The 23,223-nt window shown below is 73.0% G+C and carries 24 protein-coding genes; 16 read left to right on the top strand and 8 right to left on the bottom strand.

Annotation, left to right across the window (positions count from 1 at the left end; all coding sequences use genetic code 11):
* Positions 1-104 precede the first annotated feature (104 nt).
* Positions 105-1,100, bottom strand: coding sequence for an SGNH/GDSL hydrolase family protein (locus V3C34_RS15840; RefSeq protein WP_068321650.1), 996 nt, complete (start codon positions 1,098-1,100; stop codon positions 105-107).
* 134 nt (positions 1,101-1,234) lie between these two features.
* Here V3C34_RS15840 and V3C34_RS15835 point away from each other — a divergent pair, with 134 nt between their 5' ends.
* The gene (locus V3C34_RS15835) at positions 1,235-3,247 is read left to right on the top strand and encodes an NADPH-dependent 2,4-dienoyl-CoA reductase (RefSeq protein ID WP_346007621.1); all 2,013 of its coding nucleotides are present in this window, start codon (positions 1,235-1,237) and stop codon (positions 3,245-3,247) included.
* 166 nt (positions 3,248-3,413) lie between these two features.
* Here the strand turns inward: V3C34_RS15835 and msrA are convergent, their stop codons facing one another.
* Complete coding sequence (gene msrA / locus V3C34_RS15830) at positions 3,414-4,112, bottom strand: peptide-methionine (S)-S-oxide reductase MsrA (protein WP_068321656.1); 699 nt, start codon at positions 4,110-4,112, stop codon at positions 3,414-3,416.
* Positions 4,113-4,212: 100 nt separating this feature from the next.
* Between msrA and V3C34_RS15825 the strand changes: the two genes are divergently transcribed.
* Entirely contained in the window at positions 4,213-4,836 is a 624-nt protein-coding gene (locus V3C34_RS15825; RefSeq protein ID WP_338537666.1) for a hypothetical protein, read from the top strand.
* Between the two features lie 71 nt (positions 4,837-4,907).
* On the opposite strand, the gene greA is transcribed toward V3C34_RS15825, so the two are convergent.
* Positions 4,908-5,402, bottom strand: a complete 495-nt coding sequence (gene greA, locus V3C34_RS15820) for a transcription elongation factor GreA (protein WP_338537667.1) — start codon at positions 5,400-5,402, stop codon at positions 4,908-4,910.
* Positions 5,403-5,572: 170 nt separating this feature from the next.
* Positions 5,573-5,998, bottom strand: a complete 426-nt coding sequence (locus V3C34_RS15815; protein WP_338537668.1) for a DUF4307 domain-containing protein — start codon at positions 5,996-5,998, stop codon at positions 5,573-5,575.
* 166 nt (positions 5,999-6,164) lie between these two features.
* On the opposite strand from V3C34_RS15815, the gene mca reads away from it, so the two are divergent.
* On the top strand, positions 6,165-7,097 hold the full coding sequence (mca, locus tag V3C34_RS15810; protein WP_346007620.1) for a mycothiol conjugate amidase Mca: 933 nt from the start codon (positions 6,165-6,167) through the stop codon (positions 7,095-7,097).
* Entirely contained in the window at positions 7,094-7,378 is a 285-nt protein-coding gene (locus tag V3C34_RS15805; protein ID WP_338537670.1) for a hypothetical protein, read from the top strand. Before mca ends, V3C34_RS15805 begins: the two co-directional genes overlap by 4 nt.
* Here the strand turns inward: V3C34_RS15805 and trhA are convergent.
* A complete protein-coding gene (gene trhA, locus V3C34_RS15800) occupies positions 7,319-8,038 on the bottom strand; it encodes a PAQR family membrane homeostasis protein TrhA (RefSeq protein ID WP_338537671.1) in 720 nt (239 codons plus the stop codon). The two genes, V3C34_RS15805 and trhA, sit on opposite strands and share 60 nt — an antisense overlap.
* Before the next feature lie 129 nt (positions 8,039-8,167).
* Here trhA and V3C34_RS15795 point away from each other — a divergent pair, with 129 nt between their 5' ends.
* The 3 genes from V3C34_RS15795 (at position 8,168) to V3C34_RS15785 (ending at position 11,615) form a co-directional block, all read left to right on the top strand.
* Complete coding sequence (locus V3C34_RS15795) at positions 8,168-8,923, top strand: isoprenyl transferase (RefSeq protein ID WP_068321677.1); 756 nt, start codon at positions 8,168-8,170, stop codon at positions 8,921-8,923.
* 504 nt (positions 8,924-9,427) lie between these two features.
* A complete protein-coding gene (locus V3C34_RS15790; RefSeq protein ID WP_428832225.1) occupies positions 9,428-10,666 on the top strand; it encodes a PhoH family protein in 1,239 nt (412 codons plus the stop codon).
* Positions 10,667-10,859: 193 nt separating this feature from the next.
* The gene (locus V3C34_RS15785) at positions 10,860-11,615 is read left to right on the top strand and encodes a hypothetical protein (RefSeq protein WP_346007618.1); all 756 of its coding nucleotides are present in this window, start codon (positions 10,860-10,862) and stop codon (positions 11,613-11,615) included.
* A gap of 66 nt (positions 11,616-11,681) precedes the next feature.
* On the opposite strand, the gene coaA is transcribed toward V3C34_RS15785, so the two are convergent.
* Positions 11,682-12,638, bottom strand: a complete 957-nt coding sequence (coaA, locus tag V3C34_RS15780; protein ID WP_068423744.1) for a type I pantothenate kinase — start codon at positions 12,636-12,638, stop codon at positions 11,682-11,684.
* Positions 12,639-12,696: 58 nt separating this feature from the next.
* On the opposite strand from coaA, the gene glmS reads away from it, so the two are divergent.
* The 3 genes from glmS to V3C34_RS15765 are packed head-to-tail and all read left to right on the top strand — an operon-like array spanning position 12,697 to position 16,425.
* Entirely contained in the window at positions 12,697-14,556 is a 1,860-nt protein-coding gene (glmS, locus tag V3C34_RS15775; RefSeq protein WP_346007617.1) for a glutamine--fructose-6-phosphate transaminase (isomerizing), read from the top strand.
* A 4-nt stretch (positions 14,557-14,560) separates the two neighbouring features.
* Positions 14,561-14,914, top strand: coding sequence for a holo-ACP synthase (locus V3C34_RS15770; RefSeq protein WP_338537673.1), 354 nt, complete (start codon positions 14,561-14,563; stop codon positions 14,912-14,914).
* A gap of 35 nt (positions 14,915-14,949) precedes the next feature.
* Positions 14,950-16,425 (top strand): bifunctional ADP-dependent NAD(P)H-hydrate dehydratase/NAD(P)H-hydrate epimerase, encoded by a 1,476-nt coding sequence (locus V3C34_RS15765; RefSeq protein WP_346007616.1) that lies wholly within the window; start codon positions 14,950-14,952, stop codon positions 16,423-16,425.
* Here V3C34_RS15765 and V3C34_RS15760 read toward each other — a convergent pair.
* Both V3C34_RS15760 and mgrA read right to left on the bottom strand, forming a co-directional pair.
* Positions 16,422-16,970: a glycine cleavage system protein R gene (locus V3C34_RS15760; protein ID WP_068321698.1), complete on the bottom strand. Its 549-nt coding sequence runs from the start codon at positions 16,968-16,970 to the stop codon at positions 16,422-16,424. The genes V3C34_RS15765 and V3C34_RS15760 overlap by 4 nt on opposite strands.
* Before the next feature lie 32 nt (positions 16,971-17,002).
* On the bottom strand, positions 17,003-18,046 hold the full coding sequence (gene mgrA / locus V3C34_RS15755; protein WP_346007615.1) for an L-glyceraldehyde 3-phosphate reductase: 1,044 nt from the start codon (positions 18,044-18,046) through the stop codon (positions 17,003-17,005).
* Between the two features lie 49 nt (positions 18,047-18,095).
* Between mgrA and alr the strand changes: the two genes are divergently transcribed.
* From alr to tsaD, 6 genes are read left to right on the top strand one after another with little or no spacing between them, the layout of a single operon-like run.
* Positions 18,096-19,304, top strand: coding sequence for an alanine racemase (gene alr / locus V3C34_RS15750; RefSeq protein ID WP_346007614.1), 1,209 nt, complete (start codon positions 18,096-18,098; stop codon positions 19,302-19,304).
* Positions 19,304-20,446 carry an alpha/beta hydrolase gene (locus V3C34_RS15745; protein WP_346007613.1) on the top strand — a complete coding sequence of 381 codons (1,143 nt, stop codon included), beginning with the start codon at positions 19,304-19,306 and terminating at the stop codon, positions 20,444-20,446. The genes alr and V3C34_RS15745 overlap by 1 nt, the downstream gene beginning before the upstream one ends.
* On the top strand, positions 20,443-20,925 hold the full coding sequence (gene tsaE / locus V3C34_RS15740; RefSeq protein WP_068321705.1) for a tRNA (adenosine(37)-N6)-threonylcarbamoyltransferase complex ATPase subunit type 1 TsaE: 483 nt from the start codon (positions 20,443-20,445) through the stop codon (positions 20,923-20,925). Before V3C34_RS15745 ends, tsaE begins: the two co-directional genes overlap by 4 nt.
* Positions 20,922-21,674: a tRNA (adenosine(37)-N6)-threonylcarbamoyltransferase complex dimerization subunit type 1 TsaB gene (gene tsaB, locus V3C34_RS15735; protein WP_346007612.1), complete on the top strand. Its 753-nt coding sequence runs from the start codon at positions 20,922-20,924 to the stop codon at positions 21,672-21,674. Before tsaE ends, tsaB begins: the two co-directional genes overlap by 4 nt.
* Entirely contained in the window at positions 21,671-22,144 is a 474-nt protein-coding gene (locus V3C34_RS15730; RefSeq protein ID WP_338537678.1) for a GNAT family N-acetyltransferase, read from the top strand. The genes tsaB and V3C34_RS15730 overlap by 4 nt, the downstream gene beginning before the upstream one ends.
* Positions 22,141-23,220: a tRNA (adenosine(37)-N6)-threonylcarbamoyltransferase complex transferase subunit TsaD gene (gene tsaD, locus V3C34_RS15725; protein WP_346007611.1), complete on the top strand. Its 1,080-nt coding sequence runs from the start codon at positions 22,141-22,143 to the stop codon at positions 23,218-23,220. Before V3C34_RS15730 ends, tsaD begins: the two co-directional genes overlap by 4 nt.
* The last annotated feature ends 3 nt before the right edge of the window (positions 23,221-23,223 follow it).

The raw sequence follows: 23,223 nt of genomic DNA, 5'->3' as shown, positions 1-23,223 counted from the left end.
CGCGGCGGGTCACGTCGTGCACTACCGCCGGGGGTGATGGTGCACGACGTGACCCACCACCGGGCGCAGCGGTGCGCGAGCCCCAGCCGCATCGCCGGGCGGCCTCAGAGGTCGGTGACCTCGTGCACGCCCCGGCGACGGAGCATGGCCCAAGGACCCCGGGGGCCGGCGCGCTTGCCGCTGAGGTGGGCCGGTCCGACCTCGGTGCCCGGGGTGGACGCCGCGCGCTCGGCGGCGTCGTCCAGCGCGCCGATGCCCTCGCCCAGTCGGGCCTCGGGCTCGGAGTCGTGCTCGGCGCCCTCGGGCCAGGCCCGCAGCTCGGCCGCGACGGAGGGCAGCAGCGCCGAGGCGACCCGGGCGTAGCCGGCGGCCGAGGGGTGGAAGCGGTCCACGCTGAACATCACCGCGGGGCTGGCCTCGAACTCCGGGCCGAGCAGGTCACCCAGCGACACCGTGCGGGCCCCGGCCTCGACCGCGGCCACGGTCTGCGCGGCGGCGAGCTCGCGGCTCCACTGCCGCAGCAGCTTGTTGAGCGGGAAGGGGATCGGCTCCACGGTGCCGAGGTCGGGGCAGGTCGCGACGACCACGGGCACGTCGAGGGTGCGCAGGTAGCGGACCGTGCGGCCGAGGTGCTCCACGGAGACCGAGCGGTCGATGCGGTGGGTCACATCGTTGGCGCCCACGAGGATCACGGCGACGTCCGGGTTGTCGATCCGCGCCAGGGCCTTGGACAGCTGGACGTTCAGGTCGGAGGACTCGGCGCCCACGACCGCCTCGTTGGTCAGCTCCACGGGGCGGCCCATGATCGCTGCCAGACCGCTCGCGAGGATCGCGCCGATCGTCTGGTACCGGTTGTCGGCGCCCATGCCGGCCGCGGTCGAGTCCCCGAGGATCAGCAGGCGCACCGGGTCGCCCGGGGCGGCGCCGTAGAGGCCGTCGTCGTCGGGCGCTCCCTCGAAGGGCTGTCCCACGATCCGGCGGGTGAGCTTGGCCTCGGCCTGGATGAGCCCGTAGCCCAGGCCCGCCAGCGTCACGCTCGCCATGGCCGCGCCGGCTGCGCCGACGGCGGCACGCCCGGCCATGCGTCCCAGCTCCGCCATGCTTCTCCCTCGCTCGGTGTCGATCCCTCGAGGCCACCTTGTCATCCCCGGGTGACGATGCCAACGAGCCACGGCCCGCAGCCCGCCCATTGGGTACCGTCGGTGACGATGGCCCCCTTCGTCACGAGGACACGATGAGCGAGTACCCCCACCTCTTCACCCCGCTCGACCTGGGGTTCACCACCCTGCGCAACCGCACGATCATGGGGTCGATGCACACCGGTCTCGAGGACCGCGCGAGCAGCTTCGAGCGGCTCGCCGCCTTCTACGCCGAGCGGGCGAAGGGGGGCGCCGGGCTCATCGTGACCGGCGGTTTCGCGCCGAACATCGAGGGCAGCTTCTACCCCTTCGCCTCCAAGCTCACGACCCGCCGCGAGGCCCGCCGGCACCAGCAGGTCACCGACGCCGTCCACCGCGAAGGGGGCAAGATCGCCCTGCAGATCCTGCACGCGGGGCGCTACGCCTACCACCCGTACTCGGTGTCGGCCTCCTCCACGAAGTCGCCGATCACTCCCTTCGGCGCCCGCGGGCTGAGCGAGCGCGGGGTCCGCCGGCAGGTCCGGGGCTTCGCGCGTGCGGCCGAGCTGGCCCGCGGCGCGGGCTACGACGGCGTCGAGGTCATGGGCTCCGAGGGGTACTTCATCAACCAGTTCCTGGCGCCGCGCACCAACCAGCGCACCGACGGGTGGGGCGGCACGCCGGCCAACCGCCGCCGGATCGCCACGGAGATCGTGCGCGCGGTGCGCGCGGCCGTCGGCGAGGACTTCATCATCGTCTACCGCCTCTCGGTCCTCGACCTCGTCGAGGACGGCCAGACGTGGGAGGAGATCGTCACCCTGGGCCAGGAGATCCGGGCCGCCGGTGCGACGATCCTCTCGACCGGCATCGGCTGGCACGAGGCCCGGGTGCCGACGATCGTCACGTCCGTGCCGCGGATGGCCTTCACCGAGGTCGCCGAGCGGCTGCGGCCCCACGTCGACATCCCGGTCGTCACGAGCAACCGCATCAACATGCCCGACCAGGCCGAGCAGGTCCTCGCGGAGGGGCGCGCCGACCTCGTCCAGATGGCGCGGCCGTGGCTCGCCGACCCGCAGTGGGCAGCCAAGGCCGAGGCCGGTCGCGCGGACGCGATCAACACCTGCATCGCCTGCAACCAGGCCTGCCTCGACCACACCTTCCGGCGCCAGACGGCCTCCTGCCTGGTCAACCCGCGCGCCGGCCACGAGACCGAGCTCGTGCTGGCTCCCACGTCCCGTCGCAAGCACATCGCGGTCGTCGGCGGCGGCCCCGCCGGCCTGTCCGCGGCCGTCTCCGCCGCCGAGCGCGGCCACGACGTCGAGCTCTTCGAGGCGGGGGAGGACATCGGCGGCCAGTTCGCGCTCGCCATGCGCATCCCGGGCAAGGAGGAGTTCGCCGAGACGATCCGGTACTACCGCGGCGAGCTCGAGCGGCGCGGCGTGCGGGTGCACCTCGGCACCCGCGCCGGCGTCGACGACCTCGCCGGGTACGACGAAGTCGTGCTCGCCACCGGGGTGAGCCCGCGCGTCCCCGAGATCGAGGGGATCGACCACCCCATGGTGCTCACCTACCCCGAGGCCGTCCTCGGTACCCGTGAGGTCGGGCAGCGCGTCGCCGTCATCGGTGCCGGCGGCATCGGCGTCGACGTCACCGAGCTCCTGACGACCGTCGAGTCGCCGACGCTGGACCTCAAGGAGTGGCAGGACGAGTGGGGCGTCGACCCCTTCTCACCCGGCCGAGGCGGGCTCAAGGAGCCCCACCCGTCGCCGTCTCCCCGCACCGTGTACCTGGTGCAGCGCAAGGAGAGCAAGATCGGCGCCGGCCTCGGCAAGACGACCGGATGGGTCCACCGCGCCGCGATCAGGGCCAAGGGCGTCCACCGGGTCACCGGGGCCACGTACGAGCGCATCGACGACGACGGCCTGCACATCACCGTCGACGGCCGGCCGCGCACCCTCGCGGTCGACAACGTCGTCGTGTGCACCGGTCAGGAGTCCGTGCGTGACCTCGTCGAGCCGCTGCGGGCGAAGGGGGTCGTCGTGCACGTCATCGGTGGCGCCGACGTCGCGGCCGAGCTCGACGCCAAGCGCGCCATCCGCCAGGGCACCGAGCTCGCGACCACCCTCTGACGCGCGCCGCCTCACGTCCTGCTGCGGCTGGACGCCGGGCCGCCCACCAGGGACGGTGCCCGACCTGACCCCCGACGTCGCCGACCTGGTCCCCGACCGCCGGCTCGCGCCGGTGGACGGGCTCGGTCAGGGTCGGGAGTGATTCGCCACGAAGAGCACCCTCGGGCTACCGGGGCGGGGCGATGTCCTGCTGCGCGGGGACCTCGTCCTGGCGCAGGATGCCGACCTGGCAGGTCAGGCCGTTGGGCCCGTGGTTGCAGTACCCGCCGGGGTTCTTGTGCAGGTACTGCTGGTGGTAGTCCTCGGCGTACCAGAACGTGCCCACCTCGCTCGCCGGGCGCATCTCGGTGCTGATCGGCGGCAGCTGGTGGCTGGCCAGCTCCTCGCCGAAGGACGCGGCGGTGGCCTCGACCGCAGCGCGCTGGGCCTCGCTCGTCCAGTAGATCGCCGAGCGGTACTGCGTGCCGACGTCGTTGCCCTGGCGGTCGGGCGTCGTCGGGTCGTGGTTCTCCCAGAACGCCTTGAGCAGCAGCTCGGGACGGGTCCGCTCCGGGTCGTACGCGACGAGGACGCTCTCCGTGTGGCCGGTCAGGCCGGAGCAGGTCTCCTCGTACGTCGGGTTCGCGGTGAAGCCGCCCATGTACCCCGCGGCGGTCGTCACCACCCCCGGCAGCTGCCAGAAGATCCGCTCCGCCCCCCAGAAGCAGCCCATCGCGACGTACATGACCTCGGTGCCCGTCGGCCACGGGCCCTCGAGCGGCGTGCCGAGCACCTCGTGCAGCTCCGGCACGGAGAAGGTCCTCTCGGCTCGCCCCGGCAGGGCGGTCTCGGCGGTGGGCATGGGCGGGATCCGGCGACCGAACATGACTCCAGTGTCGCAGGTCGGGCGAAGGGGGAGTCCTCCCCATTGGGGAGACGACCCCTCGGTCCCTACCCTTGGGCCTGACGACAGTGGAAGGCGGGAGATGGCACAGCACCTGAGCCACGGCGCGGACGTCGAGCGACTCGACGACATCGCCGTCGCCCTGCGCCGCCAGAGCGACGCGGTCGCGGAGATCGGCGCTCGCGGCGCGACGCTCCTGGAGCGGCTGCGCGTGCTCTGGCAGGGGCCTGACTTCGAGAGGTTCGCCGGGGAGTGGCGCGCCGCCCGTCGCACGATCGAGGGCGCGGAGACCCAGCTGCGGGTCTACAGCCGCAAGGCGGGTGCGGCGTCCGAGCTGCAGCGGTCCGCGTCCGGCGGCCCCTCCGGCGACGGTGGCCGGCCCGGCCAGGTCTTCCGGCGCCCCGACGACGGCCAGCCCGTGGGCGCGCGCGAGGCGGAGCCGCCGCGTGCGGCCTTCCTCCCGACGGTGCCGCTCGCAGTGCCGCCACGGCTCGAGGGCGAGCTCGTCGGTGAGAGCACGTGGTCCGGTCCGGCCTTCCAGCGGCTCGAGCTCGGCGTCTACCCGCCGGTCGGGCCCGCGGAGCCGAGCTCCAGCTGGATCCCGGGGGAGCGGGGCGTCGCCTTCGACCCCACGCAGACCTCGCGGGTCGCCCCCCTTCGCCGCGCGCCGGAGGGCGGGGAGTGGCTGCACGTCCACGAGCACTGAGCCGGCGCCGGGCACGACGCAGGGGGTGTCCCAACCACTGGTCGGGACACCCCCTGCGTCGTGGTGCTCGGTCAGGCCGAGTACGGCTTGGCCGCGAGGATCTTGACCTCGATCGTCTTGCCGTTGGGGGCCTGGTAGGTGGCCGTCTCGCCGACCTTCTTGCCGTTGATGCCGCCGCCGAGCGGTGACTGCTCGGAGTAGACGTCGATGGAGTCGTTGCCGTCGGCGATCTCACGGGAGCCGAGGAGGAAGGTCTCCTCCTCGCCGAACATCTCGACGGTGACGACCATGCCGGGCTCGACGACACCGTCGTCGGGCGGGGTCTCGCCGACGATCGCGGTGTCGAGGATCTGCTTGAGCTGGCGGATGCGGGCCTCCATCTTGCCCTGCTCCTCCTTGGCTGCGTGGTAGCCGCCGTTCTCCTTGAGGTCGCCCTCTTCACGGGCAGCCTCGATGCGCTTGGCGATGTCGACACGACCCGGGCCCGAGAGCTCGCGCAGCTCGGCCTGGAGTCGGTCGAACGCCTCCTGGGTCAGGTAGGACGCGGAAGACGCGGTCTGGGTCACGGGTAACTCCTTGCTTCGGGCCGCGGGGAGACCTGGTGAACCCCCGTGGACGATGAACCGGTGGTGCCGCCCGGTCGTCCGGGTCAAGCACAAAGGTCTGGACCCATCGGTCCAGACCCACGGTTGCGGTAAAGGATCAGTATAACGCGGAATCGGCGTGGGTGCAGGCCTCACTCGACCCGCGAGCAGCCCTGCACGGTGGCCGTCACGGCGCGGGTGGTCGTGCGCACGGCGGCGCGCACCCGGGTGGTGCGCTCCCGGCTCGCCGGGACGACCTGCTCCTTGGTCCCGACCCGCGCGTAGCTGCCGTCCATCGCCGCGATCGTGCACGAGACCGCCGTACCCTCGGGGCGGGTGACGTCGAAGACCATGGTGATCCGGCTGTCGCTGTCCTTCTCGAAGCCGATGTCGGTCGTCGTGATCGCGCCTCGGGTGCCGGAGATCCCGAACCACATCGTCAGGGCGGTCGCGAGCGTCACGAGCACCGCGGCGACGACCCACCAGCGACGACTGCCCTGGTCGCGGCGCGACTCCGCCTCTGCCTCCTCGCGCTCCGGGTCCCAGGCGGGCACGGCGTCGGGGGCGTCGGAGGTCATGCACGGGCTCCTGCGGGACGAAGGGGGTCGGTCCGGCCGGCGGTCGAGACCACCCGGGCGCGGTGAGAGGATGGAGCCATTGTCCGTGACCGAAGTCCGCGGCGGCACCCCGGGGCCGCGGGCGCACCCCTCCGGGAGGACCCGAGCAGTGGAAGCACTCAGGCTGATGGCCGTGCACGCCCACCCCGACGACGAGGCAAGCAAGGGTGGCGCGACGACCGCCCGCTACGTCCACGAGGGCGCGGAGGTGCTCGTCGTGACGTGCACCGGCGGTGAGCGTGGTGACGTGCTCAACCCCCAGCTGAAGGGGGACGTGCACATCCTGCGCGACCTGGTGCAGGTGCGCCGCGAGGAGATGGCCAGGGCTCAGGCGGCCCTCGGGGTGCAGCACACGTGGCTGGGCTTCGTCGACTCCGGTCTGCCCGAGGGTGACCCGCTCCCGGCGCTGCCCGCCGGTTGCTTCTACCTCGAGCCGCTGGAGGGGGCGACCGAGGCCCTCGTCCGCGAGATCCGCCGGTTCCGCCCGCACGTCATGACGACCTACGACGAGAACGGTGGCTACCCGCACCCGGACCACGTCATGACCAACCGCGTCAGCGTCGCGGCCTTCGAGGCCGCGGGTGACCCGGCGGCCTTCCCGCACGCGGGGGAGCCCTGGCAGCCGCTGAAGCTCTACTACATCGGCGGGTTCAGCCGCGAGCGGATCCACACCTTCCACGAGGCCCTGATCGCCCGGGGGCAGGAGTCCCCCTTCGTCGAGTGGATCCAGCGCACCGAGGGTCGTCCGCAGCGCACCCTCACCACCTGGGTGCCGTGCTCGGACTTCTTCGACCAGCGGGACGAGGCGCTGCGCGCGCACGCGACGCAGATCGACCCCGACGGCTTCTTCTTCGCCGTCCCCAACGACGTGCAGGCCGACCTGTGGCCGACCGAGGAGTACGAGCTCGTCATGAGCCACGTGCCGACGACGGTCCCCGAGGACGACCTCTTCGCCGGGGTGCCGACGAGCCTGGCCGAGGCCGACGCCCTCGCCACCCGCGGCGACCTCGAGCTCGTGCTCGACGAGCGGACCGAACCGACCGTGAGGGAGTGGTCATGAGCGCCCCGAGCACCGAGGTCGGCCCCGGCTGGTGGGCCTTCGTCGCCTTCTTCTTCCTCGCGATCGCGCTGTGGCTCATCATGCGCAGCATGTTCACGCGGCTACGTCGGATGAACCTCGCGCAGAAGGACGAGCTGCGCCGTCAGCAGGAGGAGGCGCGGGCCCGTGACGACCTCGCCGAGCGCGCTCGCGACCTGGACCTGCCGGAGGGATCCGGCGGGTCAGCCGGTCTTCGTCGCGATGGGCCCGAAGAGGGCCAGGGTCGCCGCGACGAAGTGTGAGATGAAGGCCAGCACCGTCAGCGCGTGGAAGATCTCGTGGAAGCCGAACCAGCGCGGTGACGGGTTGGGGCGCTTGAACCCGTAGACGAGCGCGCCGGCCGTGTAGAGCGCACCGCCGATGACGACGAAGGCCAGGATCGTCCAGCCCCCGTGGGTGAGCAGCGGCTTGATGTAGAAGACGGCCACGAAGCCGAGCGCGACGTAGACCGGCACGTAGAGCCAGCGCGGGGCGCCGATCCACAGGATGCGGAAGAGCACGCCCATGATCGCCCCGCTCCAGACGATGACGAGCAGGGTGATGGCCTGCTGGCGCGGCAGCATCAGGGCGAAGGGGGTGTAGCTGCCCGCGATGATGAGGAAGATGTTGGCGTGGTCCCAGCGCCGCAGCACCGCGTCCGTGCGCTGTCCCCAGCGGCCGCGGTGGTAGAGCGCGGAGGTGGCGAAGAGCAGGCCGGCGGTGATCGTGAAGACCATGGCCGCGACGCGCCCGGCCTGCGTCGGGGCGGTCGAGGTGAGGATGAGCCCGCCGATGAGGGCGAGCGGGGCGGTCACCAGGTGGAGCCACCCGCGCAGGTGCGGCTTGACCGCGTCGACGAATGCGTCGACATGCTCGCCGACGTGCTCGCCGAGCTCCTTGATCTCTGCCCGGGGGGAATCCATGCCGAAGACGTTAACCTACGGGCCCGTAGGTTGGCCATGTGCGTCGGGTCTCCACGGGGACGCGCGTGAGGGCGGACACGTCGCGCAGGTAGGTTTGGGCGGACCACGTCGCCAGGAAGGGAACCGCGAGTGCGCAATCCGCTCTACAGCGCCTACGAGAGGCGGCTCGTCCGCAACCTCGACTCCCAGTCCGTCCCTCGGCACGTCGGGATGATCGTCGACGGCAACCGCCGCTTCGCCAAGGCGCGCGGGGCGAACGCCGACGAGGGGCACCGGGCCGGCGCGGCCAACATCGCCAGCTTCCTGGAGTGGTGCGAGGACGCCGGGGTCGAGGTCGTCACCCTGTGGCTGCTGTCGACGGACAACCTCACCCGTCCGCCGGAGGAGCTCGACCGCCTGCTGCGCATCATCGAGGGGCTCGTCGCCGACCTCGCCGCCGCGGGCCGCTGGCAGCTCCACCCCGCCGGTGCGCTCGACATGCTCCCGGTCCAGACGGCCGCCGCGCTGCGCCGTGCCGAGGAGGAGACCGCCGAGGTCGAGGGCCTCATCGTCAACGTCGCGGTCGGGTACGGCGGTCGCCAGGAGATCGCGGACGCGGTCCGCTCGCTCCTGCGCCACCGTGCGGAGCAGGGCGCGACGATCGAGGACATCGCCAGCGAGCTGACCGTCGAGGACATCGGCGCGCACCTGTACACCAAGGGCCAGCCCGACCCGGACCTCGTGATCCGCACCTCGGGCGAGCAGCGGCTCTCCGGGTTCCTGCTGTGGCAGTCCGCCCACAGCGAGTACTACTTCTGCGAGGTCTACTGGCCCGAGTTCCGCCGGGTCGACTTCCTGCGCGCGCTGCGCTCCTACGCGGACCGGCACCGCCGCTTCGGCGCCTGACCTCCCCTTCGCTCTCCCGACCCTGCATTGCCCTAGGGCAATGCAGACGAGCGGTCGTGGCCGGACGAAGGGGGGAGGGACAGGAGTGGCCCGTGGGGCGGGTGAGGTGTCGACGGCGTGAACACCTCGAGCAGCCCCGCGACACGCCCCCGACGTCGCGCGCGTTTTGCTCCGGTGGTCCTACGTTGAGCGTGACGACCCGCACACCGCAGGACGTCTCGGGAGGCCTCGCATGGAGCAGCTGCTCAGCAGGAGGGGCCGGACCCGGCCCCGGCTCCGGTCCGCGGCCCGGTCCCGGCACCAGCACCGAGAGTAGGCGCGCACGCGCCTGCCGGCGCGGCGCCCGTGGAGGAGACCGACGTGGACGACCTGATGACCCAGACCGTCACCCCCTCGCTCGCGCAGCCCGAGGGCGCGCCCGACCCGGTGGACCTCCCGCCCCAGGACGAGGGCCCCCGCACCTACGTGCTCGACACCTCCGTCCTCCTGTCCGACCCGCGCGCGATGCTGCGGTTCAAGGAGCACGAGGTCGTCCTGCCGGTCGTCGTCGTGACCGAGCTCGAGGGCAAGCGGCACCACCCGGAGCTCGGCTACTTCGCGCGGACCGCACTGCGTCTCCTCGACGACCTGCGCGTGTCCGCCGGCCGCCTCGATGCGCCGGTGCCCGTCGGCGAGGACGGCGGGACGCTGCGGGTGGAGCTCAACCACACGGACACGCAGTCCCTGCCGTCGGGCTTCCGCCTCGGGGACAACGACACCCGCATCCTCGCCGTGGCCAAGAACCTGTCCCTCGACGGCGCCGACGTCACGATCGTCTCCAAGGACCTGCCGATGCGGGTCAAGGCCTCGGCGGTGGGTCTGGACGCCCAGGAGTACCGCCACGAGCAGCGTCCGTCCGACTCCGGCTGGACCGGCATGTCCGAGCTCGAGATGAGTGCCGAGGACGTCGACCACCTGTACGAGACCGGTCGGGTCGAGCACCTCGCTGCCGCCGAGATGCCCTGCCACACCGGGCTGAAGATCCTCTCGCCCAAGGGCAGCGCCCTCGGCCGGGTCGGCGCCGACAAGCAGGTGCGACTCGTGCGCGGCGACCGTGACGCCTTCGGCCTGCACGGCCGCTCGGCCGAGCAGCGCATCGCCCTCGACCTGCTGCTCGACCCGGACGTGGGCATCGTCAGCCTCGGCGGTCGCGCCGGCACCGGCAAGAGCGCCCTGGCGATGTGCGCCGGCCTCGAGGCGGTCATGGAGCGGCGCCAGCACCGCAAGGTCGTCGTCTTCCGCCCGCTCTACGCGGTCGGCGGCCAGGAGCTCGGCTATCTGCCCGGCAGCGAGTCCGACAAGATGGGCCCGTGGGCGCAGGCGGTCCACGACACCCTCGGCGCGCTGGTCTCCAAGGAGGTCGTCGACGAGATCCTCGACCGCGACATGCTCGAGGTGCTCCCGCTGACGCACATCCGCGGCCGCAGCCTCCACGACGCCTTCGTCATCGTCGACGAGGCGCAGAGCCTGGAGCGCAACGTCCTGCTCACCGTGATGTCCCGCATCGGGCAGAACTCGAAGATCGTCCTCACCCACGACGTCGCCCAGCGGGACAACCTGCGCGTCGGTCGCCACGACGGCGTCGCCGCGGTCATCGAGACCCTCAAGGGTCACCCGCTCTTCGCCCACGTGACCCTCACCCGCAGCGAGCGCAGCCCCATCGCCGCGCTCGTCACGGACCTCCTCGAGGGCCTCGACCTCTGACCCCCGCAGCGAAGGGGAGGCCCCGCCGGATCACCGGGCGGGGCCTCCCCTTCGTCCACAGGGGCGCTTTGCGTCCGGCGCGGCCCGTCGGCTAAGGTCTCGAAAAGATAACGGCCGGTCCGACGCCTCGTCGTCGCCGGCGGCACTTGGCCACTCCCCGTGAGTGGCTTTTTCACGGAAAGGAGCTGGTCACGTGCGCTCGTCGAGCTACGCGCCCAGACACGGCGGTGCCCCCGAGGGGGGCAAGGGAGCCGCGCTGCGCGCTGCCGTCCGTCGCCCCCTCGTCGGTGGCGCCCTCGCGGTGGCCATGCTCGGATCGGTCGGCGCCACCGTCGCCATTGGTGACCCCTCGCACTCGGACGGGAGCGCTGCCGCCGTCGAGTCCCCGACCTCCGAGGTGACCGCTGACACCGCCACGGTCGACGCCACGCGCCTGGCGCAGGACCGCCGCACGACCAATGTCTCCCGCAGCGCCTCCCGCGAGCAGGCCCGCCTGTCCGAGGTCGAGCGCGCCAAGAAGGCCGAGGCGAAGAAGGCCGAGGCGAGGCGCAAGGCCGAGGCCGCGAAGAAGAAGCGCGCCGAGGAGAAGGCCAAGCCGGTCAGCGAGCGCGAGTTCACCGACGCCGAGATCGCGATCATCCAGAAGGACCCGGCGCCGTACGCCAAGGAGATGCTCCCGGAGTTCGGCTGGGGCGAGGGCGAGTGGTCCTGCCTCATCAGCCTCTGGAACGGCGAGTCCGACTGGGACTACAAGGCGACCAACCCCAGCTCCGGCGCCTACGGCATCCCGCAGTCCCTGCCGGCCGACAAGATGGCCACCTCGGGTGACGACTGGAAGACCAACCCCATCACCCAGATGCACTGGGGCATGGACTACATCAAGCAGTCCTACGGCACGCCCTGCGGGGCCAAGGCCTTCTGGGACAGCAACAACCCGCACTGGTACTGAGCCGCTGCCGGTACGACGAGGCCCCCGCGACCCCTGGGTCGGCGGGGGCCTCGTCGTCGCGCGGCGTCAGAGCTTGCGCAGGCGGATCCGGCGGACCTGGTGGTCGGCGCCCTTCGTCAGCACGAGCGTGGCCCGGCCCCGGGTCGGCAGGACGTTGTCGACGAGGTTGGGCTCGTTGATCGTCTCGAAGATGTGCAGCGCCCGCGCCTCGGCCTGCTCGTCGGTGAGGCTCGCGTAGCGGTGGAAGTACGACGCCGGGTCGGCGAACGCGGTCTGCCGCAGGCTGAGGAACCGGTCGACGTACCAGCGCCGGATGTCGGCGACGTTGGCGTCGACGTACACGGAGAAGTCGAAGAAGTCGCTGACCGCGAGACCGGTGCGCCCGTCGCTGCGCGCCCCCGGCGGCTGGAGGACGTTGAGCCCCTCGACGATGAGCACGTCCGGCTGGCGCACGACGATCCGCTCGTCGGGGACGATGTCGTAGGTCAGGTGCGAGTACACCGGCGCCGTGACCTCGGGCTGGCCGGCCTTGATCGCGGAGATGAAGCGCAGCAGTGCCCGCCGGTCGTAGGACTCCGGGAAGCCCTTGCGCTGCAGCAGCCCCCGGCGCTCGAGCTCGGCGTTGGGCAGGAGGAACCCGTCGGTCGTCACGAGGTCGACCTTGGGGGTGTCGGGCCAGCGCTGCATGAGCTCGCGCAGGATGCGCGCGGTCGTGGACTTGCCGACGGCGACCGACCCGGCGACGCCGATGACGAAGGGGGCCTTCGGCGGCCGCTCGCCGAGGAAGGTCGAGGTGATGCGGTGCAGCCGCGTCGTCGCCGAGACGTAGAAGGTGAGCAGGCGGGAGAGCGGGAGGTAGACCTCCTGCACCTCCTCCAGGTCGATCGGATCGCTCAGCCCGCGCAGGCGGGCGAGGTCACCCTCGTCGAGGTTGAGGGGGTGGTTCTCGCGGAGGTGGGCCCACGCCTGGCGGTCGAGCTCGACGAAGGGGGACGGCAACGTCGCCGTGAGGGCGGTGGACACGCCCCCATTGTGTCCCACGTGGTCTGGCGACGACGCACGGACGGTTAGCCTGTCCGTCATGTGCGGAATCGTTGGATACGTGGGGCCCGACTCCGGTGCCCGCTCCCTGGACGTCGTGATGGAGGGCCTGGCCCGCCTCGAGTACCGCGGGTACGACTCCGCGGGCGTCGCGCTCGTCGACCGTGGCGGGGTCTTCACCGAGAAGCGTGCCGGCAAGCTCGCCAACCTGCGCGGCGCGCTCGAGGGCGACACCGTCCCCGGGTCGGCGACCGCCATCGGCCACACCCGCTGGGCCACCCACGGTGGTCCGACCGACCAGAACGCGCACCCGCACCGCGGCGGGGGCGACGGCAAGCTGGCGGTCGTCCACAACGGCATCGTCGAGAACTTCCACGCGCTGAAGCAGGAGCTGCTCGCCGAGGGCGCGGAGTTCACCTCCGAGACCGACACCGAGGTCGCGGCGCACCTCGTGGCCCGGGCCTTCGCCGCGACCGGTGACCTCACCGAGGCGATGCGCACGGTCGTCGGCCGCCTCGAGGGCGCCTTCACCCTCCTCGCGGTCCACGCGGACCAGCCGGACACGGTCGTCGCGGCCCGTCGCAACAGCCCGCTCGTCGTCGGCCTCGGCGAAGGGGAGAACTTCCTCGGCTCCGATGTCGCCGCCTTCATCGGGTACACCAAGCGGGCCGTCGAGCTCGACCAGGACCAGATCGTCACGATCACGCCGTCCTCGTACTCGGTGATCAACTTCGACGGCACCCCCGCGGAGGGCAAGCCCTACGAGGTGACCTGGGACGCCGCGGCCGCCGAGAAGGGCGGCTACGACACCTTCATGGAGAAGGAGATCCACGACCAGCCGCAGGCGGTCGGCGACACCCTCCTCGGCCGCACCGACGCCGACGGACGCCTCGTCCTGGACGAGCTGCGCATCGACGAGGCCAAGCTCAAGGACATCGACCGCATCACCATCGTCGCGTGCGGCACCGCCGCCTACGCCGGCATGGTCGCCAAGTACGCCATCGAGCACTGGACCCGCATCCCCGTCGAGGTCGCGCTGGCGCACGAGTTCCGCTACTGCGACCCGATCGTCTCCGACCGCACGCTCGTCGTCTCGATCAGCCAGTCCGGCGAGACCGCCGACACGGCGATGGCGGTGCGGCACGCGCGCTCGCTCGGTGCCCTGACCGTCTCGGTCTGCAACACCCACGGCGCGACGATCCCGCGCGAGTCCGACGCCGTGCTCTACACCCACGCCGGACCTGAGATCGCCGTCGCCTCGACCAAGGCCTTCCTCGCGCAGATCACCGCCTGCTACGTGCTCGGCCTCTACCTCGCGCAGCTGCGCGGCGAGACCTACGCCGACGACGCCAAGGCCGTCATGGCCGAGCTGCACGAGGTGCCCGCCAAGATCGAGTCGCTCCTGGGCGAGATGGACCGGGTCAAGGAGATCGCCCGCTTCATGGCCGACACCCGCGCGGTGCTCTACCTCGGCCGCCACGTCGGGTACCCGATTGCCATGGAGGGCGCGCTCAAGCTCAAGGAGCTCGCCTACATCCACGCCGAGGGCTTCGCCGCCGGTGAGCTCAAGCACGGCCCGATCGCGCTCATCGAGCCCGGCCAGCCGGTCTTCGTCGTCGTGCCCGGCCCGGACACGCCCAACGAGCTGCACAAGAAGGTCGTCTCCAACATCCAGGAGATCCGCGCACGCGGAGCCCGCACCCTCGTCATCGCGCAGGAGGGCGACGAGGAGGTCCTCCCCTTCGCCGACGAGGTCATCCGCGTGCCGCACACCTCACCGCTGCTGCAACCGCTGCTCACGGTCGTTCCGCTGCAGGTCTTCGCCCTGCACCTGTCGACCGCCAAGGGCCTGGACGTCGACCAGCCGCGCAACCTGGCCAAGTCCGTCACCGTCGAGTGACCCGGTGATCATCGGGGTCGGCATCGACGTGGTCGACATCGCGCGGCTCGGTGAGCGGCTCGACCGCACGCCGAAGCTGCGCGACCGCGTGTTCACGCAGAGCGAGCGCGGCCTCCCGCTGCACTCGCTGGCGGCCCGCTTCGCGGCCAAGGAGGCGGTCGGCAAGGCGCTGCGCACCCCCGGCGACCTGCCGTGGCAGGGCGTCGAGGTGACCAACGGCGAGCACGGCGAGCCGGTCCTCGTCATCTCCGGCACGGTGGCCGCGCGGGCGGAGGCCATGGGGGTCGCCCGCATGCACATCTCCCTGAGCCACGACGGAGGCATCGCCACGGCCTTCGTCGTCGCCGAGTCCGCCTGACCCCGGGGCGAAGGGGGCGCGGTAGCGTCGGTCTCGTGATCACCGGCTACTCCGTCGAGACCATCCGCGCGGCCGAGGCAGCACTCCCCGAGCTCCTCGAGAGCGGCGAGCTCATGCAGCGGGCCGCCCGGGGCGTCGCCCGGCTCACCGCCGGTCGCATGCGCGAGCGCGGCGCCCGCACCGTCGTCGGTCTCGTCGGGCCCGGCAACAACGGCGCCGACACGCTCTTCGCCCTGGCCCGGCTGGCCCGACGCGGCTTCGCGGCCACGGCCGTATGCGCCGACCCGAGCGCCTCGCAGGTCCAGACCGAGGCCGCGGCCCTGGCCACGGAACGCGGCGTCACCGTGCTCACGGGTGCCGGTCCCGAGGTGGTCACCGCGATCTCCCGCGCCGAGGTGGTCCTCGACGGCATCACCGGCATCGGCGGACGACCGGGGCTGGCCCCCTTCGCCCGCCCGTGGGTCGACGCGATCCGGGACCGGTCCTGGGTCATCTCCGTCGACACCCCGAGCGGCCAGCCGGTCGAGGGCGGGCCGCTCGTGGCCGACGCCGTCTTCGCCGACGAGACGGTGACCTTCGGCGCCCCGAAGCCGGTGCACCTCCTGCCGCCGACCGAGGTGGCGTGCGGCGTGCTCACCGTGCTCGAGATCGGCCTCGACCTCGAGGGCGCGACGCCGGCCGTGGTGCGCCACACGCCCGACGACGTCGCGCGGCTCTGGCCGGTCCCGACCGCCGAGGACGACAAGTACTCCCGGGGCGTGCTCGGGGTCGTCGCGGGCGGCGAGGAGTACCCGGGTGCCGCGGTGCTCGCCGTGACCGCGGCCGTGACCGCGGGCGCGGGGATGGTCCGCTACGTCGGCACCCCGACCCCCAGCGCCCTCGTGCGCGCCGCCGTCCCCGAGGCCGTCCACGGCGAAGGGAGGGTCCAGGCCTGGGTCGTGGGGCCGGGCCTCGACGTGACCTCGACGGCCGAGGGTGCGGCGGCCCAGACCGAGGTCGCCCGCGCGGCGCTCGCCTCCGACCTGCCGGTGCTCGTCGACGCCGGGGGCCTCGACCTCGTCGAGGGACCGCGTGACGCACCGACCCTGCTCACCCCGCACGCAGGGGAGTGCGCCCGCCTGCTCACCCGGCTGCGGGGTCGCACGACCGAGCTGACCCGCGAGGAGGTCGAGGGGTCACCGCTCGAGCACGCCCGGGCGCTCGCCGAGGTCACCGGCGCCACCGTGCTCCTCAAGGGCGCGACGACGCTCGTCGTCGACGCCGACGGGCCGGTCCACGTCCAGGACGACGCCCCGGCGTGGCTCGCGACGGCCGGCGCCGGGGATGTCCTCGCGGGCCTCCTCGGCGTGCTGCTCGCGGCCGACCTCGAGCCGGCGGAGGCGGGGTCGCTGGGCGCCCTCGTCCACGGTCGGGCCGCGGACGTCGCCAGCCCCGGTGGGCCGCTCCGCGCGCTGGACCTCGCGCACGCCCTCGGTCGCACCGTCGCGGGCCTGCTGCGCGACGCGGGCTAGCCGCGCTCGGGCACCGCGCCCCAGGCCGAGGGCTCGAGCCCGTCGTCGATGCGCACGTCGAGGCTCAGCTGCGCGGACACCTCGTCCAGCGTGCTGCGCAGGGCGGCCAGGTCGACGTCGGGTCCCACGCCGACCACCGCCACGGCCTCGAAGAGTCGCTCGCCGCTCATCGGGGCGTCGCTCGTCCACGTGTGCAGCTCGCGGATGCTCAGGCCGCGGGCGGCCAGCGCCGTGGTCACGTCGCGCACGATGCCGGGCTGGTCCTGGCCGACGACCTGCAGGTCGACCGACTGCCCCGGGTCGTCACCGGCCGACGTGACGGAGACGTCGACGACGCCGACGTCCGGGAGCGACCGCACCGCGGCAGTGAGCGACTCGACCCGCTCATGGTCGATCTCGACGAGGGCCGCGCCGGCGAACGATGCTCCGAGCCGGCCCATCTGGCTCTCGAGCCAGTTGCCGCCCTGCTCTGCGACGGTGCGGGCGAGGTCGGCGACGAGGCCGGGACGGTCGGCGGCGATGAGGCTGATGACGACGGTGCGCATGAGCCGAGGCTAGCCCCACCGCCGCCTCGCGATCAGCCCTGCGCGGACTCCGCCCACCAGTTGACCCCGCCGTCGACGGCGTGCTCGTCGATCCGCCGCAGCTCCTCGTCCGTGAAGTCCGGGCGCTCCATCGCGTCGAGGCTGTCGTGGAGCTGCTCGACGGTGCGGGCGCCGACGAGCAGCGAGGTGACGCGCCGGTCGCGCAGCGCCCACGCCAGGGCCATCTGGGCGAGCGTCTGCCCGCGCTCCTGCGCGATCTCGTCGAGCGCACGGATGCGCGCGAGGTTGTCCTCGGTCAGCTGGTCGACGATGCCGGTGCCCTCGCGCGCGGCCCGGGAGTCGGCCGGGATGCCCCCGAGGTACTTGTGGGTGAGCAACCCCTGCGCGAGCGGGGTGAAGGCGATCGTGCCGATGCCGAGCTCGTCGACCGTGTCGAGCAGCTCGTCCTCGATCCAGCGGTTGATCATCGAGTACGACGGCTGGTGGATGAGCAGGGGCGTGCCCATCTCCCGCAGGATCGCGTGCGCCTCTCGGGTGCGCTCGGGGCCGTAGGAGGAGATGCCGACGTAGAGCGCCTTGCCGCTGCGGACGGCGGCGTCGAGGGCGCCCATCGTCTCCTCGAGGGGCGTGTCGGGGTCGAAGCGGTGGCTGTAGAAGATGTCGACGTAGTCCACCCCCATCCGCTCCAGCGACTGGTCGAGGGAGGCGAGCAGGTACTTGCGCGAGCCGCCGCCCTGCCCGTAGGGCCCGGGCCACATGTCCCAGCCGGCCTTGGTCGAGAGGACCAGCTCGTCGCGGTAGCGCCGCAGGTCCTGCGCGAAGATCGTCCCGAAGTTGCGCTCGGCCGCCCCGTACGGCGGGCCGTAGTTGTTGGCGAGGTCGAAGTGCGTCACGCCGCGGTCGAAGGCGCGCCGCAGCACCGCGCGCTGGGTCTCCAACGGCTCGGCGTCGCCGAAGTTGTGCCACAGGCCCAGCGAGATCGGGGGCAGCACCAGCCCGGAGCGTCCGCAGCGGCGGTAGTCCGTCCCGTCGTAGCGGGTGCCGTCGGCCTGGTAGTCGTCAGTGCGGTACGTCATGCCTCCCATCCTGCCCCGCCGGCGCGACCTAGACTTGTCCGGAAAGCCCATGGACCTGTCGACCCCGCACCCCGAGCTCCCGTCCGTCGCGACCCCCTCCGTCCTGCCGCAGGGGGCGTCCACGGTCGGTCTGTCGGCATGGGCCGACATCGACCTCACCGCGATCCGTGACAACGTCGCCCAGCTCGCCCGCCTCGCCGGCGACGCCGACGTCATGGCGGTCATCAAGGGCGACGCCTACGGGCACGGCCTCGTGCCGGTCGCCGGGGCCGCCCTCGCCGGGGGGGCGACCTACCTCGCGGTCGCCCAGCTCGCGGAGGCCCGCGCCGCCCGTGCCGCCGGCGTGAGCGCGCCGATCCTCACCTGGCTCTACCCGCCGGGCGCCGACCTCGCGGGCGCGATCGGTGAGGACCTCACCCTCTCCGCCGGTGCCCCCTGGGCCCTGGCCGAGATCGCCGCCGCCGCCCGCTCGCTCGGCACGACCGCGCGGATCCACCTCAAGGTCGACACCGGCCTGGGCCGTGGCGGTGCCTGGCGCGAGGACCTCGCCGGCATGCTCGTCGACGCCGCCCGGCTCGAGGCGGAGGGCGTCGTCGACGTCGAGGGGATCTTCTCCCACTTCGCCTCTGCCGACGCGCCGGACCACCCGACGGTGCGGGCGCAGCAGGAGACCTTCGCCGCGGTGCTCGCCGACGCCGACCGCGTCGGGCTGCGCCCGCGCCTGCGCCACCTCGCCAACTCGGCGGCGACCCTGACCAACCCCTCGGCGCACCTCGACATGGTGCGGCCCGGCATCTCGATCTACGGCCTGAGCCCCGTGCCCGACATCGGGGGGCCGACGCACTTCGGCCTGCGCGAGGCCATGCGGGTCACCGCGCGGCTCATCGCCGTGAAGGACTGCCCGGCCGGTCAGGGCGTCTCCTACGGGCACGAGTACGTGACACCGGCGGAGACCCGCCTGGGCCTCGTGCCGCTGGGCTACGCCGACGGGATCCCGCGGCACGCCTCGGGCGTCGGCCCGATGCAGGTGCACGGGCGTCGGTACACCATCGCCGGGCGCGTGTGCATGGACCAGGTGGTGCTCGACCTCGGTGCCGACAGCCCGGCCGCGGCCGGCGACGAGGTCGTCCTCATCGGCCGCGAGGCCGCCGGCGAGCCGACCGCGCAGGACTGGGCCGCGGCCATCGGCACGATCAACTACGAGATCGTCACCCGGCTCGGGCCCCGCGTCCCGCGCCGCTACCTGGAGGAGTCGTGATGGACGAGCAACGCACCGGCCTCGGCAGGACCGCGGCGACCGGGATCGGTCTGGCGGCTGCGGCCGTCGGCGGCATCGCGCTCGCCGGGGCCGGCCTCGCCGGCAGGTCCGTCGCCCGACGGTCCCGGGTCCACGCGGTGACCAGCGCCGACAAGGTGCACGTCTTCCCCTTCGCCACGGACAAGTACGTCGCGGTACCGGCCAACGACGGCCTCGTGCTGCACGCCGAGATCGACGAGCCGAAGGGCTGGAGCCCGCAGGACGGCCCGACGGTCGTGCTCATCCACGGCTTCGTGCTGAACCTCAGCTCGTGGGTGCACCAGCGTCGCGCCCTCGTCGACGCCGGCTACCGCGTCGTGAGCTACGACCAGCGCAACCACGGCGCCTCGCAGGTCGGCGAGCTCGAGCGGTGCACCATCGACCAGCTCGCCATGGACCTGCGGGCGGTGCTCGACGCGACGACGCCCGAGGGCCAGCTCGTCCTCGTCGGCCACTCCATGGGCGGCATGACGATCATGAGCTTCGCCGGGCGGTACCAGCAGTACACCCGGGTCCGCGTCGCCGGCGCCGCGCTCATCGCGACGAGCGCGGGCGGCGACAGCCTCGTCCGGCTGGGCCTCGGTCAGGTCTTCGACCGGATCATCGCGCGCCTCGGCCCCGGGTTCCTCGGACGGCTCGGTGACCAGGAGGCCGTCTGGGGCGGGCTGCGGCTCGGGGGGCGCGCCATCGAGGAGCGACTCGTGCAGTACTACGCCTTCGGCCAGCCGGTGCCCAAGGAGCTGCTGCGCAAGGTCGCCACGATGGTCTTCGGTACCCGGCTGGAGACGATCGGCGCCTTCCTGCCCGAGCTCGACGAGCTCGACATCCGCGCCTCGCTGCCCGGCCTGCGCGAGACGCCGGTCCTCATCGTCGCCGGGTCCGCGGACAAGATGACGCCGCCGGAGCACAGCGTCGCGCTCGCCGAGGCGCTGCCGACCGCGGAGCACGTCGTCGTCCCCGGCGTCGGGCACATCCTCTACCTCGAGCGGCCCGGTCCGGTCACGGACGCGATCTTCGGTCTCCTCGAGCGCACCCGCGGCGACGACGCGGCGCGCGACGCCAAGCGGGCGAAGGGGGCCGTCGACGAGGTGGCCAGCACGTGAGCCTGGTCCTCCCGGACACCGACGCGACGGTCGCGCTCGGCCGCCGGCTGGCGCGCCTGCTGCGTGCCGGTGACCTCGTCGTCCTCACCGGTGGCCTCGGCGCCGGCAAGACGACCCTGACGCGTGGCCTCGGCGAGGGCCTCGGTGTCCGCGGCGCGGTGACCTCCCCGACCTTCGTCATCGCGCGGGTGCACCCGCCCCTCGGTGACGGGCCCGAGCTCGTCCACGTCGACGCCTACCGTCTCGGCGGCGCCGCGGAGCTCGACGGCCTGGACCTGGACGCCGACCTCGACGAGGCCGTCACCGTCGTCGAGTGGGGCGCCGGCCTCGCCGAGGGGCTCGCTGACGACCGCCTCGAGCTGACCCTCGTCGCCGACCCGGCCACCGAGTCGCGCCGGCTGGACGTGCTGGCCGTCGGCCCGCGCTGGGCCGGGACCGATGTCGAGTCCCTCCTGCGGGACGAAGGGGGAGACGCATGAGGCTGCTCGCGCTGGACACCGCGACCTCGGCGATCACCGTCGCCGTGCACGACGGCGCGCAGGTGCTCGCGACCCGGTCGGTGCTCGACCCGCGCCGGCACACCGAGCTGCTCGCGCCCCTCGTCGCCGAGACCCTCGCCGCGGCCGGCGCCACGACCGCCGACATCACCCACGTGGCGGTGGGGACCGGTCCGGGACCCTTCACCGGGCTGCGGGTCGGACTGGTCACCGCCGTGACCTTCGCCCACGTCCGGGGGATCAGCGTCCACGGGGTCTGCTCCCTCGACGCCTTGGCTGCGGCTGCCGCCGTCGAGGGTCATGAGGGCCTGCTGCTCGTCGCGACCGACGCGCGGCGCAAGGAGGTCTACTGGGCCCGGTACCGGTGTGCCGCAGGGACGGCCACCGCGATCGACGACCCCAGCGTGACCCGCCCGGCCGACCTGCCCGAGGAGGTCCGCGCCCTGCCCACCGTCGGTCGTGGACCGCTGCTCTACCCCGAGCTGCTGCCCCACGCCAGCGACCTGCTCGACGTCGACGCGGGCGTCCTCGCGACCCTCGCGGTCACGAGGCTCGCCGCCGGGGACGACATGCCCGTCGAGCCCCTCTACCTGCGCCGCCCGGACGCCGTCGCGTCGGCGCCCCCGAAGCCCTCCCTGGCCGCCGCCCCGCCCCGCCAGCAGCAGCGCCCGCTGCGGCAGGTGGGCCGTGGGTCGTCGGGTGAGCCGCGGCGCGGGGAGGCGGACCAGTGACCACGGTGACGCAGACCCCCTTCGTCCTGCGGGAGGTGCGCTGGCAGGACCTCGCCGAGCTCGCCGGGCACGAGGTCGACCTCTTCGGGACCGAGGCCTGGTCCGAGGCCTCGTGGTGGGGCGAGCTCGCCGGGCGGCCACGGCGCGAGTACCTGCTCGCCGAGGACGACGAGGGCATCGCCGGGTACGCCGGGCTCGACCACGGCGGTGAGGTCAGCGACCTCATGACGATCGCGACGCTGCCGCGCGCCCGGGGCACGGGCCTCGGCCGACGACTGCTCGAGGAGCTCGTCGAGCGCTCCCGCGCCGCGGGCGCCGAGCGCCTCCTCCTCGAGGTGCGCGCCGACAACGCGGCCGCCCGCGGCTTGTACGCCGCACGCGGGTTCGAGCTGCTGCAGACCCGTCGTGGCTACTACGCGGGTGGGGTCGACGCGCTCGTCCTCGCCCTCGACCTCGGGAGGCAGTCATGAGCAGCCAGCCACTCGTCCTCGGCATCGAGACGTCGTGCGACGAGACCGGCGTCGGCATCGTCCGCGGCGAGGAGCTGCTCGTCGACGCCGTGGCCTCGAGCGTCGACGAGCATGCGCGCTTCGGCGGGGTCGTGCCCGAGGTCGCCTCCCGCGCGCACCTGGAGGCGATGGTCCCGACGATCGAGCGGGCCTGCCGCGAGGCCGGCGTCGCGCTCGGCGACCTTGACGGCATCTCCGTCACCGCCGGCCCCGGCCTGGCCGGCGCCCTCATGGTCGGGGTGGCCTCGGCCAAGGCGTTGGCGCTCGCGCTCAGCGTCCCGCTCTACGGCGTCAACCACCTCGCGAGCCACGTCGCGGTCGACATCGTCGAGCACGGGCCGCTGCCCGAGCCGACGTTGGCGATGCTCGTGAGCGGCGGCCACTCCTCGCTGCTGCTCGTCCCCGATGTCACCCACGACATCCGCAGCCTCGGCGCGACGATCGACGACGCGGCGGGGGAGGCCTTCGACAAGGTCGCGCGCGTGCTCGGCCTGCCCTTCCCCGGAGGGCCGCACATCGACCGCGCCGCGGGTGATGGGCAGATCACCATCGACTTCCCGCGCGGGCTGTCGACGCGCAAGGACATGGAGCGCCACCGGTTCGACTTCTCCTTCTCGGGGCTCAAGACCGCCGTCTCGCGCTGGGTCGAGACCGAGCGGGCCGCCGGCCGCGAGGTCCCGGTCGCCGATGTCGCCGCCTCCTTCCAGGAGGCTGTCGTCGACGTGCTGACCCGCAAGGCGGTCCTCGCCTGCCGCGAGCACGACGTCGCAGCGCTGCAGATCGGTGGCGGCGTGGCCGCCAACTCGCGCCTGCGGGCGATGGCACAGCAGCGCTGCGACGACGCCGGGATCGCGTTGCGTGTCCCGCGGCCGGGGCTGTGCACCGACAACGGCGCGATGGTCGCGAGCCTCGGTGCCCAGATGATGCTCAAGGGGCGTCCCGCAAGCGACCTGTCGCTGCCCGCCGACAGCTCGTTACCGGTGACCGACGTGAGCACCGGCCTGCCGGTGCACGTCGACCACGACCACGCGCACTGACCG

It is taken from the genome of Janibacter terrae (assembly GCF_039636765.1).
GTDB lineage: Bacteria > Actinomycetota > Actinomycetes > Actinomycetales > Dermatophilaceae > Janibacter > Janibacter terrae.
This window is presented reverse-complemented; position numbering and strand designations above follow the sequence as displayed.

Bases quoted from the DNA above. Each gene is read 5' to 3' on its own strand.
- alr (WP_346007614.1), top strand. From the start codon at position 18,096: ATGGACCTGTCGACCCCGCACCCCGAGCTCCCGTCCGTCGCGACCCCC.
- msrA (WP_068321656.1), bottom strand. From the start codon at position 4,112: ATGTTCGGTCGCCGGATCCCGCCCATGCCCACCGCCGAGACCGCCCTG.
- glmS (WP_346007617.1), top strand. From the start codon at position 12,697: ATGTGCGGAATCGTTGGATACGTGGGGCCCGACTCCGGTGCCCGCTCC.
- mca (WP_346007620.1), top strand. From the start codon at position 6,165: ATGGCCGTGCACGCCCACCCCGACGACGAGGCAAGCAAGGGTGGCGCG.
- V3C34_RS15835 (WP_346007621.1), top strand. From the start codon at position 1,235: ATGAGCGAGTACCCCCACCTCTTCACCCCGCTCGACCTGGGGTTCACC.
- V3C34_RS15805 (WP_338537670.1), top strand. From the start codon at position 7,094: ATGAGCGCCCCGAGCACCGAGGTCGGCCCCGGCTGGTGGGCCTTCGTC.
- V3C34_RS15760 (WP_068321698.1), bottom strand. From the start codon at position 16,970: ATGCGCACCGTCGTCATCAGCCTCATCGCCGCCGACCGTCCCGGCCTC.
- V3C34_RS15825 (WP_338537666.1), top strand. From the start codon at position 4,213: ATGGCACAGCACCTGAGCCACGGCGCGGACGTCGAGCGACTCGACGAC.
- V3C34_RS15840 (WP_068321650.1), bottom strand. From the start codon at position 1,100: ATGGCGGAGCTGGGACGCATGGCCGGGCGTGCCGCCGTCGGCGCAGCC.
- V3C34_RS15815 (WP_338537668.1), bottom strand. From the start codon at position 5,998: ATGACCTCCGACGCCCCCGACGCCGTGCCCGCCTGGGACCCGGAGCGC.
- tsaB (WP_346007612.1), top strand. From the start codon at position 20,922: ATGAGGCTGCTCGCGCTGGACACCGCGACCTCGGCGATCACCGTCGCC.
- V3C34_RS15790 (WP_428832225.1), top strand. From the start codon at position 9,428: ATGCTGCGGTTCAAGGAGCACGAGGTCGTCCTGCCGGTCGTCGTCGTG.
- mgrA (WP_346007615.1), bottom strand. From the start codon at position 18,046: ATGACGTACCGCACTGACGACTACCAGGCCGACGGCACCCGCTACGAC.
- V3C34_RS15745 (WP_346007613.1), top strand. From the start codon at position 19,304: ATGGACGAGCAACGCACCGGCCTCGGCAGGACCGCGGCGACCGGGATC.
- tsaD (WP_346007611.1), top strand. From the start codon at position 22,141: ATGAGCAGCCAGCCACTCGTCCTCGGCATCGAGACGTCGTGCGACGAG.
- trhA (WP_338537671.1), bottom strand. From the start codon at position 8,038: ATGGATTCCCCCCGGGCAGAGATCAAGGAGCTCGGCGAGCACGTCGGC.